A 17,709-nucleotide genomic window follows, 5' to 3' on the forward strand; every position below is an offset into this window, starting at 1 on the left:
GTCCCCGTGTGATGCAACCGCATGAGTGCTGCTGGTGTTCCCGGGCCTCCCACGTATGGGGACACGTGGGAGGCCGAGGCCGCCCGCTATACCGCTATACCTGCGGGACGAGCTCCAAACCGGCAACTGCGGAGCTGCCGAGATCACTCCCGATAAGGGCCTGATCCGCAGCCACGGCGCTGGTCCAGGTGTCAGTATCCGCTACTGCCGCCCAGTTTGAGTTCAGCAGCGCGAGCAGGGTGGTGTGCACGGTCTTCGCGTCCGCGGAGCCTGCGCCGTTGGTGAGGTTGATGGCGCCGGTGGCGTCCGAGAGGACTTCCGTGGTGAAGCCGAGGAACTCTGCCTCCACGGCGGAGGCGAGCACGCAGTTGTTGGTCATGTAGCCCGCCAAGGTGACCGTGTCGACGTCGTGCTTCCGCAGCCATTCGGCGAGGTCCGTACCGGCGTAGACGGAGCCATACTGCTTAACGACTGCCTTCCATTCGCCGGTCCTGCGGCGTTCGATCTCGGGGTGCAGTTCGAAGCCAGGGGTGCCGGGTGCAAAAACGGGTGCGCCTTCGCCTGCGGAGTGCTGGATGACGGCTACCGGAATGCCCGCGGCGGTGGCGGCGTCTATTGCCTTAAGGATCGTGGGCAAGGACTCCTGATGGGGCGGGTACTGGATTTCGAGGGGGCCGCTGAAGTACTGCTGCTGCACGTCGATGAGGATGAGGGCGCGGCGGGGGGTGCTCATATTGGTGTTCTCCCTGAAGGTTTTTTTGGATGCGTTCTGGCAACTTATCCAGTTTTCCCGCCGCCTGTGCGCGCCAACAGTGGCACGAAGGCAGATATACGATGGATTCGGGCCAAAGCGTTGGAAGGGACGGGATGAGGATCGCGGTGTACGCCTTTGAGGGGGCAACGATGTTCCACCTCGCCGTTCCGCAGATGGTTTTTGACGAGGTGGCCCGCCAGGGCCTCGCCGGCTGGACGACGGTTCTCTTTTCTGACCAGGAAGGCGAGGTCACCACTGCCGAGGGCTACCGGCTGGGCAAGGTGGAAGGGCCGGAGGCCGCGGAGGCAGCGGACGTGGTGGTGGTGCCTTCATGGTTCGACGACGGGCGCGTCCCCAGCGATTCGCTGCGGCGGGTGCTCCACGACGCGCATGGGCGTGGCGCACCAATTCTGGGCTTGTGCCTTGGGGCAATCCCCGTGGCCGACGCCGGCCTGCTCGCCGGGCGTCGCGCCGTTACCCACTGGCAGGCGTTTGATTACCTTGCCGGACGGCACCCTGATATCGCCCTTGACCAGTCGGTGCTGTACATCGACCACGGCGACGTGCTGACCTCGGCCGGAACGGCCTCCGCGCTGGACGCGTGCCTTCACCTGGTGCGTGCACGGCTTGGGGCGGAGGCGGCGAACCAGGTGGCGCGCAGCCTGGTCATCGCTCCGCACCGCGAAGGGGGACAGGCGCAGTACATTGAGCGGCCGGTTCCTTCCCGCTCCACGGATGATCCAATCTCCCGGTTGCTGGAATGGGCACTGGGCCACCTGGCGGAGCCGCTGACCATTGACCTGCTCGCCGCCCAGGCACACCTGAGCCGCCGGACTTTCGTCCGGTCCTTCCGGGCAGCAACAGGAACGACGCCGGCCGCCTGGATCCGCGCCCGACGCCTCGACGCAGCCCGGCGGCTGCTCGAAACCACAGACCTGTCAATAGACCAGATCTCCGCCGACTGCGGCTTCGGCAACTCCGTTACCCTGCGGCAGAACTTTGCTGCTGCTTTTTCCACGACGCCCACGGAGTACCGGAGGCGTTTCGGCGTCCGGACTGAAAAGGCTCCCTAGTGCTGTGACTTTCAGTGGCCGCCCCGGGACGGCAGTCAAAGCGGTGGCCCGGCAATGGGCAGCCGCTCCGGCTCATGCAGAGTCGGAGCGGCTGCCTGCAGGGCCTACTTGGTCGAGGCCGTCGTCGACAGCCAGGCGCCGGTGCCAACTTCGCTGACCGCCGCAATCCGCACCTGGTACTGGGTCTTTCCAAGGAGCCCGGTGATCTTGGCGCTGGTCGCAGTGCTGACCCCGTCTCCAAAGGTCTTCCATGTGACCCCGTCGGTGGAGGTCTCAATCAGATAGTCCGTGATGGGAAAGCCGCCGTCGGAAATGGGAGCAGTCCATGACACCAGCAGGGACTTGCCCTGGACCTTTGTCACCGCACCGCGGGGAGCGGATGGTGCGGGGAAGGTGCTGGCGGCCACGGGCTGGGAGAACTCGCCGAGTCCTGCCGCCGATACCGCCTGCACCCGTACCTGGTAATCGGTGCCGGCGCTCAGTCCTGGGATCCGGGCTCCGGGCGTGGACGTTACGGCGTCATACACTGGCACCCACTCCGAGGCGCCGGTGGCACGGTACTGCAGCCGGTAGTCGGTTACCGGAGACGAGCCGGTGACCGTCGGGGCAGCCCAGAGGACATCAATGGCGGAACCGCTTGCAGGCGTCAACTTCACTTCGGAGGGACTGCCGGGCAGCCCGGAAGGATCCGGATCCGGGTCCGAACCTCCGCCGCCGCCAGTGAGAGTGAGCCCGGTGAAGGGTGCCTTGACCACCGAGGTGGCGAGGTCAATGGTTGACGGCGACGTGCCCAGGACGTTCCACAGCTCAACCTTCATGGAACCATCCACCAGGTTCCCAAGCTCGCCCTCAACGGAGGAGAAGCCGAGTTGCGAGGTATACCGCTCGTATCCCGCCACCGGGTCCGTGGGGAAGTAGTTGTAGGTTTCGATCCGGTCGAAAGTGCCGTCTCCGGTCAGGTCATATGAAACCCTGATGCGTGTTCCGTTGCCTACACCTGCCGTGTCCACCCCGATATCAAACGCGGTCCTGCTGCCTGCAAAGGTGCCGTTCAGGTTCTCTGCCGTCAAGGTGAGGCCGGTTGCCGGATCACCGATTGCGTCCTGTCCGCTGCGGGGCGCGAGCGTTGCCACCGGAGCGGTCCCCGGCTCGGACAGGAATGATCCGTCGGCGCCGAGGTAGAACGTTGTGGTGGTCGGCGCGGGCGGATCGGTGGGATCCGTTGGCTCTTCCGTGCCGCTCGGCGCACCGCCGCCGCTCCAGGTATGAGCCCCGGATGTTGCCGTCTTGCCTGCAGCGACCTCGAGCACGGTGCCGTCGGAGAAGGTAACGGCCAGGGGTTGCTGGGTGATGTTGCTTGCCACGTAGGTCTTGGCGCCGTTTTTAGTGAAGACGGCGGCCATCGGGTCATCAGCGTGAACGCTGCTGTCCAAGGTTCCCAGGGATGCAAGGTTGGCGATCCAGTGGTAGGTGTGGGCCCGGCTCTCCCCTTCCTCCTCGGGGTATTCGCGGTCATTGTCCAGGGCGGAAAGGGCTGCCTGCCCGTCCCCGAGGGCCAGGTAGGACCAGAGGATGTCCTGCCACACGGTGGGGTTGCCGTTGTTCACATCCACCATTTCGGCGTAGTTGGACACCACGTCATCCGGCCTCAGGCCCAGGTACAGGTGCCCGCCGGTAATGGGCAGGGTGTTGATGCCCTGGATCATCTCGGCTTCCGCGCTGAACCACGTGGAATAGGTTCCGCCGTCGCCCCAGATCATGCCTGCGGTGCTGTGGCCGAACGAGTCGGGCATGGCGCCGGATTCGTCGAACCAATACTGCTGGATTGCGGCGGTCTGCGTTGCGTAGAGGTAGATTCCGGCGTCACGGGTGGCAGTGTCTCCGGTGGCCGTACCCCACTGGATGAGGCCGTTGGCGAAGTTCTGTCCCTCGGAACTTGATTCCTGGTTGTTTCCGGCGCCGAAGGCGCCATGGCCGGAAGCCCAGTCGTGGCCCGCGTAGATGTCGAAGTCGCGCAGGTACGGGTAGCGGGTGTCGGCGCGGTCGAAGTTGTTGGCATCGGCGATCAGTTCATCCACCATGCCCCCGAAAGCCGCATCTGCTGCCCACTCAGGGTCGAACCGTGCCAGTGTGGCAGCTGCCACCACGAAGTAGCCATAGTGGAAATGGTGGTCGTTGAGTTCCTTGTCAGAGCCGTACGACGCCGGGAACCCCACGAGGGTGCCCCAGTTTGAGTTGTAGGCGAAGACCTGTTCGGTTTCGCCCGGTGAGGCGGTGAACCAGTTGGTGAGCGTCTCCTTCATCTGGGCAAGGGCAGTGTCGCGCACAGCCGTACGGTCGAGCTGGTCGGCGATTTCCACGATGCGGGCGGCGCGGCCGAGGGCCTTGCCGGTCCAGTAGGTGTCGTCCTTGTCGATGCTCATCGGGTCGGCGGCGACCTGGTCGAGCAGGGCGTCCAGGCGGGCGTTCGCCTCACCGGCGCCTGTCGCCACGGCGGGGACCTCGGGCAGCACGCCGGTGAAGGGGGTGTTTGTGGTGAAGGAGGTGGCGCCGACCAGCGTGGTCATGGCCCCGCGCGGGGACACGTAGGTGCGGTCGAGTTTTGCGCCGGCGGAGGGTCCGTCGCCGGTCGCGCCGCCGAGGTAGGCGCTCTGGTGGGGGTAGAGCGAGAGTACGGTGCCGGAGTTGGTTCCCTCCCGCACCTCGGTCTCGGCCGAGTAGGTGGTCTCGACCACGCTCTCCGCCTCGTTGTAAACGAAGTCGGCCCGTGTTCCAGTGACCTTGGCATAAGCGTAGGGCGTGTACTGGTCAGCGACGGCCGTGCGGCCCGCGTCGGTATCGGTGGTGCTTGTCGGCAGTGCGGCCACCGAGAGATACCCCTTGCCATTAAGCGTGCTGCTCAGTTTTGTCCCGGAGACGGTCCAGGCAGCGCCGGTGGGAGCGAAGGCGACGTAGTCCCCGCCGCCGGAGCTGAACCCGATGCGCTCACCGTCGTTGAGCCAGATGCGCAGGTCGGCGCCGGCGGTGATGACGGCGTCTCCGCCGGCGATGTCGTACCAGCTGAAGGGCAGGCCGTGGCCGATGGTGGCGGTCATCGACCGTGTGCCGTCACTCCAGGAGGGGGTGACGGTCCAGTCTGTCCAGTCGGCGACTTCGACGACGGGGGCGGTGAGCCCCGCGACGCCGACCATGACGTCTTGGGCGTAGGCGTAGTGGAATTCACCGATGCCGCCGGGGGTGCCGCTCATGGTCGGCGTCGTGGTGTTGGAGAGCCCGAGGCCGGCGGCTTCGGGGAGATAGGAGAGCGGATGCGCGTGCAGGGGCTCGCTGCCCACGCAGTTGTACTTCTTGAAGAGGAGGGAGGACCACCAGTCATTGGTGGGAACCGCCCCGGCCGGGGCGGTATCGGTAACGAAGGCCCGTGCATCCGTGGCGAGCGGCGCGCAGCCCTCGGGCGCCGGTCCGATGGTGTCGGTGGTGTAGCTGCCGCTGCCGACCGGCAGGGTTTCCGCGTTGGCCGCCCCGGCCGGGATGAGCCCGCCCAGGAGAACGGCGGCCACGCTGAGCACGGCAAACCGGGAGGCCGCAGGGCCTCTTCTCCGGTTCCCCCCGGGCGCTCGGACGTTGTAATGGATCGTCAAGATGTCCTCCATGTGAGTTTCGTGTCGCATCGTTGCTCCACGGGTGAGCCGCCCAGAAGTCAACCCGCACGGGGTGTCATGGGAGCGCTCTCACCAACCCTAAGGATTTGTGATGGGAAACACAAGGATCATTCTTGGGGCGGGCGTTGGCACCGTCGGCTGGGTCACATTGGTCAGGGGCGGTCCGTTGGCCCTGTGGAGGAACGTGCCTGCGCACGCCTTGGGCTCAGAATGGGAAACGCGCTCGCTGCCCTCGCGGCCAAGGTCTCCTGGGGTGCGGGGCCGCTGCTCTCGCGGACAACCAGTTCCGTAGCCAGTTTCGATGCTGCGCGGGTGCGGGTCGGTGCCTCGGGCCATGCCGAGAATCATCCGGACGGCTGTTTCTGCCATCTCGCTGAGCGGCTGGTTGATGGTGGTCAGGGACGGGGCCACCCATGCTGCGAGGGGGAGGTCGTCGTAGCCGACGACGGACAGGTCGCGCGGGACCTCCACGTTTTTCGCGTGCGGCCCGGAGCGGTAGCAGAACTCGGAAGCGTGCCGTTGGTGGATGCCGTGGCCACGCATGATGCCGAGGACGGACGTGCCGCGGTATTCCTCGTCAACCGTTCGCTCAGTGAGGAGATGACGGTCACCGTGAACGTGGTGGCGCTGGGCAGGCCAACGGCATAACCTCCCGGCTCCAGCACAGCCGCAGCCCGCCGTCGTCATGCAGGTGGACGGTGGTGCGGGTGAAAGGGCGGTCATGTCAGGCCCTGGTGGGCTCGGCAGGCCTCAGGAAAGGGGCGTCAGGGAAGTTACGGAGAACGGCACTGACAATAGCGGGTCCACTGCCCTTACAAACTCCTTGACGTGGTCCTGTTCGTTGTGGGCTTCGAGGTCCTCGCTGCGGGCCCAGCCTTCGAAGAGGACAAACGTGCCGGGCTGCTGTTCGTCAGTGAACACCGTGTATTCCAGGCATCCTGGGTCTTTCCGGCTTAGCGTCTGCAGGGAGTGGAGGGCTTCCCGAAGCTGGGCTTCGTGCCCTGCTTTGGCGATGAATACCGGCATTAGCCAGGTTTCCGGTGTCTCCTGGCGGTATGGCAAGGGCTTGGGCATCTTGTCTTCCTGGGTGGTGGTGGTGCGGTTGGGGGAGGGACAGCCCTTCGCCGTCCCTCCCCAACTGGTCAAGCGGTGATCTGCGGAACTTCCACCCATGATTCTTTCGCGGCCGATTCAACAATGGCGTCGTCGATGAGGGCGACCTGGTAACCGTCTGCGAAGCTTGGGCTTACGCTGCCGCCCTCAGCAATTGCCTTGAAGAAGTCGTACGCTTCGATGATCTTCGTTTCCCCGTAGCCAATGCCCAGAGCTGGAATCGGCCAGAGGCCTTCTCCGTACGGATGCGCCGGTCCCGTGTAAACGGTCCGGAATCCGCGGCGGTCGGCCTGGTCGGAGGCGAAGCAGACCTGCAGCTCATCGCGCCGTTCGTAGTTGAAGACGATGCTGCCCTCGGTTCCGTGGATTTCGAAGGTGATGTAGTTGTTCCTGCCGTGCGCGTTGCGTGTCGCCTCCACGGATCCCACGGCTCCGTTTGCGAAGCGGATCATCGTCATGACCTCGTCGTCGACATCCACCTGGCCCCGCGGGCCCTCTCCGCCCCGTACGGTGCCAAGAGCGTCGGCCCCGCCCGCCTGGAGGGGCCGCTCCGGGATCCAGGTGGACAGGACGGCGTTGACGGCGCTGAACTCGCCGACGAGGTAGCGGGCCATGTCGATGACGTGCGTGGCGATGTCGCCCAGGGCCCCGGAACCTGCGATTGATTTCTGGAAACGCCAGGACAAGGGCGAGTTGGGGTCGGCGCTCCAATCCTGCAGGTACGTCCCGCGGAAGTTGAGAATCTGGCCTATTGCACCTTCCTCGATGTACTTCTTGGCCAACGCGACTGCGGGCGTGCGTCGGTAGTTGAAGGCAACCATGTGGACGATGTTCTTGTCTTTGACTGCGTCATACATCGCCTTTGATTCCTCGCCCGTGCGGGCAAGGGGCTTTTCGCAGATGATGTGCTTGCCCGCTTCAGCCGCGGCTATGGCGATTTCAGCGTGGAGATGGTTGGGCGTTGCGATATCCACGACGTGGATGTCTGGATCGTCGATGATGCTGCGCCAGTCCGAAGTGGAGTTTTCGAAGCCGAAGCGTCGGGCCGCTTCGGCCGCAAGCTCCGGATTCGCCTCCGCAATGACTTTGCGGACCGGAAGAGCCGGTGCAGGCCAAAAGAACATGGGCATGGCGGCGTAAGCGAGGGAATGGGCTTTGCCCATGAAACCCCCACCAATGAGGCCGACGTTGAGGTTCTGCATGTGAACTGGGTTCCTTTCGGAAAAGACGGGAGTGGCCGAGGCTGGCTATCCCTGGCGGTCAGGATTGGTTAGAGGATTTTCTCGAGGTACTTCTTGCTGATGGCGGCAGCTTCCCGGGGGTCGCCGTCGTAGCCGTCGAGTTCGACCATGAGCCAGCTGTCGTATCCGCTTTCCCGAATCGCGGCGATGATGTCCGGGAAGTCGAGTTCGCCCTGGCCCAGGGGGAGGAAGTTGAACGGGTCCTGCTGAAAGTCTTTGAGGTGGACGTGCCGGATCCGGTCGGGATACTTCCGGATGACCGCGGCGGGGTCTGCGCCGCCGACTGCAAGATGCGCCGTGTCCGGGCAGAAGCCTATCCGGGTGAGCGGCATGAGCTTGTCCAGCTCGTCGGGGCTCTCCACAATGGTGCTCAGATGTGGGTGGTAGCTTGCCGACAGCCCAAAGCTTTCTGCGATGTCCGTGACGCTGTCCAACGCTTCCCCGAGGCGGCGGTAGTCCTCTTCGTTGGTTCCGGCGGCGCGCCGTGCTCCGCCACCAACAACGAGCCGTTCCGCTCCGAAACCGGCCGCCAACTCGGCGGCCCGGTGGATCCGGTGCATTTCGTCCGGGAGGATGTCGGCGTAAATGAAGTTGGCCCCGGTATAGACGCTTGCCAGGGAGACTCCCGAACTGCTGAGGATTTCTTTGAGTTCCTCGGGCTTTTCTGCATACTCCGCAAGGTTGCCGTCGAACATCTCAACGCCTTCGTAGCCGACAGATGCAATGTCCCGTACGGCGTCACGCATGGATCCATGGGTCAGATAGAAGAGGTCCTTGACGCTCGTCACGCCTTGGGCGTGGCCGACGACGCCTCCCCAGGTGATGGAGCAGTAGCCGAGTTTCATTGTTTGTGCCTTTCGACTGCAGGGATGAATTGCATGGTGGGCGCCGGAATCACTGGCACTGTTTATTTCTTTCGTGCCATGGCGACGGCCAGGATGATGATGGCGCCTCGGACGACCTGCTGCTGGCTGCTGTCCAGCCCGGCGAGGATCAGTCCGTTGTTGATCAGGCCGATCAGGAGGGCGCCGAAGAGGGTGCCGATGATGGAGCCAAACCCGCCGAAGAGGCTGGTTCCGCCCAGGATGACGGCGGCGATGGCGGAGAGCTCGTCTCCCGATCCCCACTGGAACCGTCCGGACTGGAGGCGGCCGGCGTAGAGCATGCCGGCGACGCTTGCCGCCATGGCCGAGATGAGGAGGACCTGGAATTTGATGCGTTTGGTGTTGATGCCGGTGAAGTCCGCCGCGTTGCGGTTGCCTCCCGTGGCCAGGACCTGGCGGCCGAACCGGGTGCGGTTCAGGACGACGGCGCCGATGGCGACGAAGATGGCGCTCCAGACGACCAGCCCTGGGACGGGGCCGAAGTTGCCGGATCCGAACAGCGTGTTGAAGGTGTCGTTCAGGATCGGCTGGGGTGCCGAGGCGGTAATCCATTGGGCGACGCCGACCGCTATCCCCAGCATGCCGAGCGTCACCAGGAAGGACGGGATGCCTAGGAGGCTGACAAGCGCCCCGTTGATTGATCCGACCACCAGCCCGACGGCGAGGCCCGCCAGGATCCCGGGGATCAGGCCAAACTGGGAGAGTGCCATTGCGGTGCAGACGCTGGAGAGCCCGGCTACGGAACCGACGCTCAGGTCGATCTCCGCGCATGCGATCACGTAGGTCATGCCGACGGCGATGACGGTGATGGTTGCCGTCTGCCTAAAGATGTTCAGCAGGTTGTTCGGCGACAGGAAGCCCTGGTCGCGCAGCAGGATGGCGAAGAAGATGAAGACGACGACGAAGCCGATGTAGATGACGTAGCGCCGCCAGTCGAGTTCCTTGAGGACGGTGCCGAAATTGCGGGCCGCGGTGTCCCGGGGCGCGATGGTGTTTGACTTGCTCACTGTTCAGACTCCCTGGACTGCAAGTTGGAGATATTCCTCGTCAGCGATCTCGCTGCGGGGAATGTCGCGGATGATGGAGCCGTCCTTGAGGACGAGGACGCGGTCGCTGACCGCGAGTAGTTCGGGATACTCGGAGGAGATGACGATGACGGCTTTGCCGGCACTTGCCAGCTCACGGATCATGTCCAGGATTTCGCTCTTGGTGCCGATGTCCACGCCGGCCGTTGGCTCGTCCAGGATCAGGATGTCCGGATCCGTGCCCAGCCACTTGGCGATAACCACCTTCTGCTGGTTGCCGCCCGAGAGGAGCCGCACCGGGCGGTTGGGATGGGCCACCTTGACTGCGAAACGCTTGATAAGGGAAGCAGACAACGCCTTGCCTTTGGCGCCGTCCAGGAGCGGCCCCCGCTGGATCTGCCCGAGCAGCGGCAGGAGCAGGTTGTCCTGGACGGAGTGCTCCAGGACGAGGCCTTGGGCCCTGCGGTCCTCCGGGATGAGGGCGACGCCGGCGTTGATGGCCTGCTGTGGCGAGGCAAGGTTGACCTTCTTGCCCCGCAGGAGGACGTCACCGCTGTCCAGTTGGTCAATGCCGAAGAGGGCACGGGCCAACTCGGTGCGTCCGCTTCCCATCAGCCCCGCCAGGCCGAGGATTTCCCCGGGGCGGAGCGTGAAGGAAACGTCCCGCACCCGGTTCCCGGCGTTGAGCCCGCGGACTTCCAACAGCGGTGCGCCATCGTGGTCCACATGATCCCGTGCCCGGTAGGAAAGCTGACCTTCGATCTTCTTGCCGACGATGCCTTCAACGATCTGCTCGGGAGTGACGTCCGTCAGAGGCGCGGTGAGGAGGTGGCGGCCATCGCGAAGGATGGTGATCCGGTCCGCCAGCCGGTACACCTCGTCCATCCGGTGCGAGATGTAGATGATCGAGATGCCGCGCTGCTTCAGGCGGTCGATCAGTTCGAAGAGCGCCTCGGACTCGTGCCGGGCCAGGCTGGCAGTGGGTTCGTCCATGATCAGGACCTGGGCGTTCTGGGCCAGGGCCTTGGCGATCTCGGTCAGCTGCCAGTATGCAGTCCCGAGGCGGGAGACCTCCGCACGGGGGTCGACGTCGACCTCCATCTCAGAGAAGACCTCCCTGGCCCGTTTCACCGCAGTGCGATCGTCGATGAGCCCGCCCCTGCCGAGCGGTTCGGCAGCGAGGAAGATGTTCTGTGCAACTGTCAGGCTCGGTACCAGGCTGAATTCCTGGAAGACCATCCCGATCCCGGCGGCCTTCGCGTCCTGGATGGAGTTGATGGCGGCTGGCTTCCCGCCGATGAGGATCTCTCCAGCGTCGGCTTGGTAGACGCCCTGGAGGATCTTCATCAGCGTGGACTTCCCGGCGCCGTTGCCCCCGGCGAGTGCGTGGACCTCGCCCTTCCGGACGTCGAAGCTGACGTCCTTCAGCACGGAAACGCCGTTGAAGCCCTTGGAGATCGAGCGCATTTCGACGACATTGTCTGCGGTGTTCATGGTTGCCCTTTCGGAGTGGCGGGGGGGGTGGGGCCCCCCCGCCGTCGGGTCTTGGCTATTGCTTGTAGGAGTCCTGGATGTCCTTCGGGGCGTCCTCGTGGTAGACCTGCTTCCAGGCTTCCAGGACGTTGGAGTGGTCCACCGGAAGGGCGCTCAGCGCTACGTAGGCGGGTGCTTCCTTGCCGATGAGCGCGCCGGCAGCCAGCCGTGCCTCTGTCACACCCTGGTCGAACGGAACCTGCGCTCCGAGGCCGACGATGAGTTCGTCCTTGGCCAGGGCGATGGCGACATTCTTGCCGAGGTCCTCCGTGGCGATCTTCAGGTCCGGGCGGCCGGCGGCGCGGGCGGCAGCCATGACACCTTCTGCGGGGACGTCCCACACGGCCCAGATGCCGGCCAGGTCAGGGTACTTGCTCAGCATTGCGTTTGCGGCAGCCTGGGCGTCTCCAGCGAAGTCCGGCCCGGCAATACCCTTTTCCTCGACTATCTGGATGTCCGGGTATTCCTTGGTGATGGTTTCCTTGAAGCCGTCGTAGCGCTGTTTGGTTACGAAGAAGTCAGCCTGGTGGAAGACAAGGCCGATCTTGCCCTTGCCGCCGAGCGCTTTGGCCATCTGGTGGGCAGAGACGACGCCGTTGCCGTAGTTGTCAGCGGAAACAACAGAGACGTAGTCCTGGCCGGCGGTGAGGCCCTGGGGGATGTTGTCCATGAAGACGAGCTTCGTGCCGGCCTCGGCGGCCTTCTTGTACGCGGAGGCGGTGGCCACGGGGTCCGTGGGGATAGACACGATGATGTCCGGATCCTGCGTCATGACGGTCTCGATGTCCGAGACCTGCTTGTCCGGCTTGAAGTTCGCGTCGGTGGTGGCAATGACCTTGATGCCCAGCTTTTCGAATTCGCTCTTGAGTCCGTTCACCTGGGCGTTGGCCCAGTCGTTGCCGCCGTAGTGCATCACGATTGCGGCTTTGGCGTTGAGTCCCTTGACCTTCTCGATCTCCTCCGGAGACAGATCCGCGACGGAGGCCGGTGATGGCGTCTCGCCGTTGGGGCCTTTGCTCAGGACCTGCCCCTTGATCTTGTCGAGGGCCTGCTGGGCCCTCTCGGAAACGCCGGCGTCGGGGGCGTTTGATGTGGCAGTTGTTGAACTGCTGCAGGACGCAAGGGAAAGTGACAGGGCTGCGGCCAGGGCCACGATGGGAAGCCTGCGGATCATCATTGTTCTCCAGTGCTTTTGGGTGGATGGATGGGGTGGATGCCTGCGGTGGATCAGGCGAGCGCTACTGCCAGGGCGGGGGGAACCGGTGAGAGGACCAGCCCGCCGGCTGCCGAGGCTGTGCGTAGAGCGGCGGCTTTGTCTGAAGCTCCCAGGAGGGCTTCTGCATGCCCTTTGTCGACGAAGAGGCCCAGTGAACACGGCCCTTGGTGGGCTTGGACCCACCGCACCGCTTCGCCTGCGGCTTTAGCCATTTCTCCGCCCGACTGGGCCACCGTCCCGTCAATGGTGGACACGGACGCGGGTGCACCGGAATTGTCCACAGAAACAACCAGGCTTGCCCAAAGACGGTTGCCGTCGAAGATTCCGACGACGGCCGAGGAACCGGCGGAGACGAAAGTGCGGACAGCGGCTGCGAGATCCATTGGCGCCGTGTCCTTCAGGAGCTCTTCCAAATGTGCCCACTGCGCCTGGTCGACATTCCGAAGCCCAGTGCCGGGGTCGAGCGCGAGTGCGTCGACGATGCTGTCAGCCATCTCGCTCCCTTCCTCATTGAATTCGCCGCACCGTAAGCGTTTACGAGGTTACCGTGAACGTTTACGGACATCATCGTAAACGTTTACGGACGCGAGTGTCAAGCATCACAGAAATGGACCGTCCGGGCCTGTGGGGCAGCCGGGCCGACGTAAGATTAATCGACGGACCCCAGTGGTTCGGTCCAGGAGGTGCGTGACAGGAGAGAACGTGGCAGGCATGGCGGTTCCCCGTGAGGCGAGCGAGAGGCTAAGGGACGCCCCGATGCGCCGTAAGCCCACCATCAACGATGTGGCCCAGGTAGCCGGGGTCTCTTTCGGAACAGTCTCGCGGGTACTGAACGACGCACCGGACGTGAGCGCGGCAACGCGAAAGCGGGTGTTGCAGGTCATCAAGGACATCGGATACCGCCGGAACCGGGCAGCCACCGCGTTGGTCACCAGCCGGTCGATGTCCATAGGCATCCTGTCCGACGGATCCCCCCGGTTCGGCCCGGTTGGAACACTCATGGCCCTGGAGAACGTCGCACGTAAGAAGGGCTACGCCACAACTGTCATCAGTGTCGAGAAACCCGACGAAGAGTCAGTGCAGGCAGCCCTGGACACCTTGGATGACACCGGCGTGGGGGGAATCATTGTTATTGCCCCCCTTGTGGAGATGGCAGCAGCCGTCTGGAATGCGTCCTTCCGAGTGCCGGTGGAGATGATTGCGGCAGGGGCGTCATCGACCCCAAACGTCTTCACCTACTCCGAGAACCAGGAGCTCGGAGCACGGCTGGCCACCCAGCATCTCATTGACCTTGGCCACACAGACATCGCCCACATTGCCGGCTCGATGGATTGGTTCGACGGCCGGGTCCGCAAGCGCGGCTGGGAGGCCGCGCTTCGTGACGCTGGCCTCCCACAGGGGCTCTGCATCGAGGGCGACTGGAGCCCTCGATGGGCGTACGAAACCGGCCTCAAGCTCGTCCGCGAGGACAGGGTCCCCCAGGCGATTTTCGCCGCCAGCGACCACACTGCGCTCGGGCTTATTCGCGCATTCGCTGAAAATGGCGTGCGCGTCCCGGAGGATGTGAGCATCGTCGGTTTCGACGATATCGAAGGTTCGGATTTCTTCCTGCCTCCCCTGACCACCGTCCGCCAGGACTTCGCTGCGTTGGCGACTATGAGCATGGAGGTGCTGACCGGTGCGATGGAGGGGCGGGAGGTAGACCGCACTCCGATCGCGCCGACGCTCGTTGTCCGCAACAGCTCCACCCGCGCCACAGCCCACAAGTCCCCGGCGTAGCAATAGAGGGTCCCTGCGCGTTTGTCCTGTGCGTGCCTAATTAGACGCACGGACCAGCCCTGCGCACTGCTCACGCAAACCGGCAGAATCCTTTGGCGTTGTGTTCCTCCCTAGTCCGCGTAGGGGTCGGCGATGCCGATGTATTGGGTGGTGGTGTATTCGGCGATGCCTTCGGTGCCGCCTTCGCGGCCGAGGCCGGAGTGCTTGACGCCGCCGAAGGGGGCGGCGGCGTTGGAGATGACGCCGGCGTTGAAGCCGACCATACCGAATTCGATCTGTTCTGCCACGCGCAGGAGCCGGTTGAAGTCGCGGCTGTAGAGGTAGGACGCGAGGCCGTATTCGCTGGCGTTGGCCAGTTTAATGGCCTCGTCTTCGGTGCTGAACGTGGTGACGGGGGCGACGGGTCCGAAGATTTCCTGGCCGAGGATCGCGGCGTCGTTGGGCACGTTTGCCAGGACGGTGGGCGGGTAGAAGTAGCCGGGCCCGTCCGCGGGTGCGCCGCCGGTGACGGCAACTGCTCCGGCGTCGACGGCGGCGGTGACCAGGGCGTGGACGTCGTCCCTTGCTCCGGCGTCGATGAGGGGGCCGACCTGGGTTTTGGGGTCGGTGCCGCGGCCGGTGGCCAGGACGCCCATGGCGGCGGCGAACTTTGCGGTGAATTCCTGGGCGATGGATTCGTGGACGAGGAAGCGGTTGGCGGCGGTGCAGGCTTCGCCCATGTTCCGCATCTTGGCCGCCATGGCCCCGTCGACTGCTTTGTCGAGGTCGGCGTCTTCAAACACGATGAAGGGGGCGTTGCCGCCGAGTTCCATGGAGGTGCGGAGGACGTTGTGCGCGGCGTCGGCCATGAGCCTTTTGCCGACCGGGGTGGAGCCGGTGAAGGAGATTTTCCGCAGGCGTGAGTCCTTCAGCAGCGGCCCGGAGATCCTGGAGGCGGATGAGGAGGAGACGACGTTGAGGACTCCGGCGGGGAGGCCGGCGTCGAGCATGGTCTGGGCGAAGTACTGGGCTGTGAGCGGGGTGAGTTTGGCGGGTTTGAGGACCATGGTGCAGCCGGCGGCGACGGCGGGGGCGACCTTGCGGGTGGCCATGGCGAGGGGGAAGTTCCAGGGGGTGATGAGCAGGCAGGGGCCGACGGGTTTGTGCTGGACCAGGATCTTGTTCTTGCCCTCGGGGGTGGTGAGGTAGCGGCCGTAGTCGCGGACGGTTTCTTCGGAGAACCAGCGCAGGAACTCGGCGCCGTAGGTGACTTCGCCGCGGGCTTCGGCCAGCGGTTTGCCCATTTCCAGGGTCATCAGCAGGGCGAAGTCCTCGGCCCGTTCGGTCACGAGGTCGAAGGCGCGGCGGAGGATCTCCGCACGCACCCGGGGTGCGGTCCGTGCCCAGGACGCCTGGGCGGCGTCGGCGGCGTCCAGCGCGGCCACCGCGTCGTCGCTGGTGGCCGAGGCGAGGGTGGCGAGCACCTCCCCGGTGGCGGGATCGTGCACCTCAAACGTGCCGCCGTCGGACGCATCCCGCCACTGCCCGCCAATCAGCAGGCCGGTGGGAACGGAGGCGAGGAGCTCAGCCTCACGCTCGGAGAAAATGGCAGAAGGCACTACGGGGGAAATGGTCATTCGAAGGTCTCCTTTGAAGAAACAGTTTCAAGGGCAGGAAGTTAACGCGGTGACGGCGGCGGGGTGCTCCCGCCGCCGTCACTTGTCTGTCAGTGGTGCTTAATCCTCACGCTTGAGGATGCGGCTGAGATCGCGCTGCGTCAGCGCGCGGGTGCCCTCAAACTGGGGGTCTTTCCTCAGCTCCACCACCAGGCCGTAACCGAGGAGCGCCACGATCACGGTGAACGGCAGGGCCGACAGCATGGCCGCCTGCTGGAGCGCGCCCAGGCCTCCCACGATCAGGAGAACGACGGCGCACAGGCCGGTGAGGAGACCCCAGGTGGTCAGTACTGGCTTTGTGGGCTTAAGGGTTCCGCGGGAGGACATCATGCTGAGGACGAAGGTGTTTGCGTCAGCGCCGGAGACGAAGTACATCACCACCAGGAAGATGGCCACCACCGATGTGATGCCGGACAGCGGGAGCTCGGCGAGGGTGGCGAAGAATGCTGAGTTGACGTCCTCCAGCGCCGCGGCACCGATCTGGCCGCCGTTATCCATGTCGAACCTGATTGCCGAGCCGCCGAAGATGGTGAACCAGGCGAAGAACACGACGCTCGGAACAATCATGACGCCTGCGATGAACTGGCGCACCGTACGTCCCCGGGAGATCTTGGCGAGGAACACCCCAACGAAGGCGCCCCAGCTCAGCCACCAGGCCATCATGAAGTAGGTCCACCACTGCATCCACTGGACGTCTTCAGGGGTGCTCGGCGTCAGAAGGCTCACGGCGAAGAAGCCGCTGAGGTATTCGCCGAGGGAGCGGAAGAACAGGTTGGAGATGAAGTTGGTAGGGCCGGTTAACAGCACGAAGAGGGCCAGGCCGGCAGAGAGGACCATGGTGCCCTGGCTGAGGTACTTGATACCGCGATGCACGCCGGAGAGCGCGGAGAGCGTGAATATCACCGTGATGACGGCGATGATCAGGATCTGGCCCACAAGGCTGGAGGGGATACCGAACACCCGGTCCACTCCCTCGCCGATCTGCGAGGCACCGAGCCCCAGGGACGTGGTGGTTCCGAAGAGGGTGGCGATGATGGCGAAGATGTCGATCATCTTGCCGAACCAGCCGTCCACCAGTTTGCCGAAGACCGGCCGCAGCATCGGCGAGACCAGGCCCGCGTTGTTCCGGCGGTGGGTGGAGTAGGCGATGGCGAGGCCGAAGACGCCAAACACGGCCCAGGCGTGGGGGCCCCAGTCGAAGTAGGAGAACTGCATGGCCCGGACCGCGGCTTCCATGGTGCCGGCCTCGGCCAGACCGTGCGGCGGTGAGGCAAAGTGCGAGATGGGCTCTGCGACGCCATAGCTGATCAGGCCGATACCCATGACTGCAGAGAGGATCATTGCAAGCCAGGACCAGGTGCTGAAGTCGGGCTTTGCGTCGTCGGCACCGAGGCGGATGGTTCCGAACCTGCTGATGCCGATGTAGATGAGGAGACCGATGCAGCCGAGGGTCACAAGCAGGTAGCTCCAACCGACGCTTTCGGCGACCCAGTTCATGGCCGCGGTCATTACGGCGCTCAGGTTCTCGGGGGCCAGTGATGCCCACGCAGTGAACGCGCCGATCAGGCCAACGGATGTCCAGAAGACTGCCCCGGGCCTGTGCCGGAGGCGGTCGGCTTTGGCCATCGGGGTTTCGGTTGCCTGCTGAATGGCAGCGGGGGAGTGCGATGCCTTGCTGTTCTCGCCCATGCCGGGAGATGTTTCATCCATCAGGTCCTCGGCAGTTTTGATGTGGGTCATGAGTGCTCCAGGTTGCAGTGGACTGCATAGGTTT

General features: G+C 64.5%; 14 protein-coding genes. 2 read left to right on the top strand and 12 right to left on the bottom strand.

Annotated features, from left to right (window positions below):
• Nucleotides 1-94: 94 nt before the first annotated feature.
• Nucleotides 95-733, bottom strand: a complete 639-nt coding sequence (locus NFU08_RS02560) for a cysteine hydrolase family protein (RefSeq protein WP_251420500.1) — start codon at nt 731-733, stop codon at nt 95-97.
• 134 nt (nt 734-867) lie between these two features.
• Between NFU08_RS02560 and NFU08_RS02565 the strand changes: the two genes are divergently transcribed.
• Nucleotides 868-1,827, top strand: coding sequence for a GlxA family transcriptional regulator (locus tag NFU08_RS02565; RefSeq protein WP_251420502.1), 960 nt, complete (start codon nt 868-870; stop codon nt 1,825-1,827).
• Nucleotides 1,828-1,931: 104 nt separating this feature from the next.
• Here NFU08_RS02565 and NFU08_RS02570 read toward each other — a convergent pair whose 3' ends face one another.
• From NFU08_RS02570 to NFU08_RS02610, 9 genes are all read right to left on the bottom strand, one after another.
• A complete protein-coding gene (locus tag NFU08_RS02570; protein WP_251420504.1) occupies nt 1,932-5,387 on the bottom strand; it encodes a glycosyl hydrolase in 3,456 nt (1,151 codons plus the stop codon).
• A 180-nt stretch (nt 5,388-5,567) separates the two neighbouring features.
• Complete coding sequence (locus tag NFU08_RS02575) at nt 5,568-6,212, bottom strand: substrate-binding domain-containing protein (RefSeq protein ID WP_309296821.1); 645 nt, start codon at nt 6,210-6,212, stop codon at nt 5,568-5,570.
• A 27-nt stretch (nt 6,213-6,239) separates the two neighbouring features.
• On the bottom strand, nt 6,240-6,635 hold the full coding sequence (locus tag NFU08_RS02580) for a putative quinol monooxygenase (protein ID WP_251420508.1): 396 nt from the start codon (nt 6,633-6,635) through the stop codon (nt 6,240-6,242).
• Nucleotides 6,632-7,804, bottom strand: a complete 1,173-nt coding sequence (locus NFU08_RS02585) for a Gfo/Idh/MocA family protein (RefSeq protein WP_251420510.1) — start codon at nt 7,802-7,804, stop codon at nt 6,632-6,634. The genes NFU08_RS02580 and NFU08_RS02585 overlap by 4 nt, the downstream gene beginning before the upstream one ends.
• A gap of 68 nt (nt 7,805-7,872) precedes the next feature.
• Nucleotides 7,873-8,688 carry a sugar phosphate isomerase/epimerase gene (locus tag NFU08_RS02590; protein WP_251420512.1) on the bottom strand — a complete coding sequence of 272 codons (816 nt, stop codon included), beginning with the start codon at nt 8,686-8,688 and terminating at the stop codon, nt 7,873-7,875.
• Nucleotides 8,689-8,750: 62 nt separating this feature from the next.
• The gene (locus NFU08_RS02595) at nt 8,751-9,734 is read right to left on the bottom strand and encodes an ABC transporter permease (RefSeq protein ID WP_251420514.1); all 984 of its coding nucleotides are present in this window, start codon (nt 9,732-9,734) and stop codon (nt 8,751-8,753) included.
• 3 nt (nt 9,735-9,737) lie between these two features.
• Nucleotides 9,738-11,246 (bottom strand): sugar ABC transporter ATP-binding protein, encoded by a 1,509-nt coding sequence (locus NFU08_RS02600; protein WP_251420515.1) that lies wholly within the window; start codon nt 11,244-11,246, stop codon nt 9,738-9,740.
• Nucleotides 11,247-11,301: 55 nt separating this feature from the next.
• A complete protein-coding gene (locus NFU08_RS02605) occupies nt 11,302-12,462 on the bottom strand; it encodes a substrate-binding domain-containing protein (RefSeq protein ID WP_251420517.1) in 1,161 nt (386 codons plus the stop codon).
• Nucleotides 12,463-12,512: 50 nt separating this feature from the next.
• Nucleotides 12,513-12,995, bottom strand: coding sequence for a hypothetical protein (locus tag NFU08_RS02610; RefSeq protein WP_251420518.1), 483 nt, complete (start codon nt 12,993-12,995; stop codon nt 12,513-12,515).
• A gap of 217 nt (nt 12,996-13,212) precedes the next feature.
• Between NFU08_RS02610 and NFU08_RS02615 the strand changes: the two genes are divergently transcribed.
• A complete protein-coding gene (locus tag NFU08_RS02615) occupies nt 13,213-14,280 on the top strand; it encodes a LacI family DNA-binding transcriptional regulator (protein ID WP_251420643.1) in 1,068 nt (355 codons plus the stop codon).
• A 110-nt stretch (nt 14,281-14,390) separates the two neighbouring features.
• On the opposite strand, the gene NFU08_RS02620 is transcribed toward NFU08_RS02615, so the two are convergent.
• Both NFU08_RS02620 and NFU08_RS02625 read right to left on the bottom strand, forming a co-directional pair.
• Nucleotides 14,391-15,896 carry an NAD-dependent succinate-semialdehyde dehydrogenase gene (locus tag NFU08_RS02620; RefSeq protein ID WP_251420519.1) on the bottom strand — a complete coding sequence of 502 codons (1,506 nt, stop codon included), beginning with the start codon at nt 15,894-15,896 and terminating at the stop codon, nt 14,391-14,393.
• Between the two features lie 99 nt (nt 15,897-15,995).
• Complete coding sequence (locus NFU08_RS02625) at nt 15,996-17,675, bottom strand: BCCT family transporter (protein ID WP_251420520.1); 1,680 nt, start codon at nt 17,673-17,675, stop codon at nt 15,996-15,998.
• Between the last annotated feature and the right edge of the window lie 34 nt (nt 17,676-17,709).

Origin of the sequence: Pseudarthrobacter sp. NCCP-2145 (assembly GCF_023708005.1) — a bacterium.
Classification (GTDB): domain Bacteria; phylum Actinomycetota; class Actinomycetes; order Actinomycetales; family Micrococcaceae; genus Arthrobacter; species Arthrobacter oxydans.

Coding starts and splice junctions, on each gene's coding strand:
- NFU08_RS02560 (WP_251420500.1), bottom strand. CDS start 733: ATGAGCACCCCCCGCCGCGCCCTCATCCTCATCGACGTGCAGCAGCAG.
- NFU08_RS02565 (WP_251420502.1), top strand. CDS start 868: ATGAGGATCGCGGTGTACGCCTTTGAGGGGGCAACGATGTTCCACCTC.
- NFU08_RS02575 (WP_309296821.1), bottom strand. CDS start 6,212: ATGACCGCCCTTTCACCCGCACCACCGTCCACCTGCATGACGACGGCG.
- NFU08_RS02585 (WP_251420510.1), bottom strand. CDS start 7,804: ATGCAGAACCTCAACGTCGGCCTCATTGGTGGGGGTTTCATGGGCAAA.
- NFU08_RS02590 (WP_251420512.1), bottom strand. CDS start 8,688: ATGAAACTCGGCTACTGCTCCATCACCTGGGGAGGCGTCGTCGGCCAC.
- NFU08_RS02600 (WP_251420515.1), bottom strand. CDS start 11,246: ATGAACACCGCAGACAATGTCGTCGAAATGCGCTCGATCTCCAAGGGC.
- NFU08_RS02605 (WP_251420517.1), bottom strand. CDS start 12,462: ATGATGATCCGCAGGCTTCCCATCGTGGCCCTGGCCGCAGCCCTGTCA.
- NFU08_RS02610 (WP_251420518.1), bottom strand. CDS start 12,995: ATGGCTGACAGCATCGTCGACGCACTCGCGCTCGACCCCGGCACTGGG.
- NFU08_RS02615 (WP_251420643.1), top strand. CDS start 13,213: ATGGCGGTTCCCCGTGAGGCGAGCGAGAGGCTAAGGGACGCCCCGATG.
- NFU08_RS02620 (WP_251420519.1), bottom strand. CDS start 15,896: ATGACCATTTCCCCCGTAGTGCCTTCTGCCATTTTCTCCGAGCGTGAG.
- NFU08_RS02625 (WP_251420520.1), bottom strand. CDS start 17,675: ATGACCCACATCAAAACTGCCGAGGACCTGATGGATGAAACATCTCCC.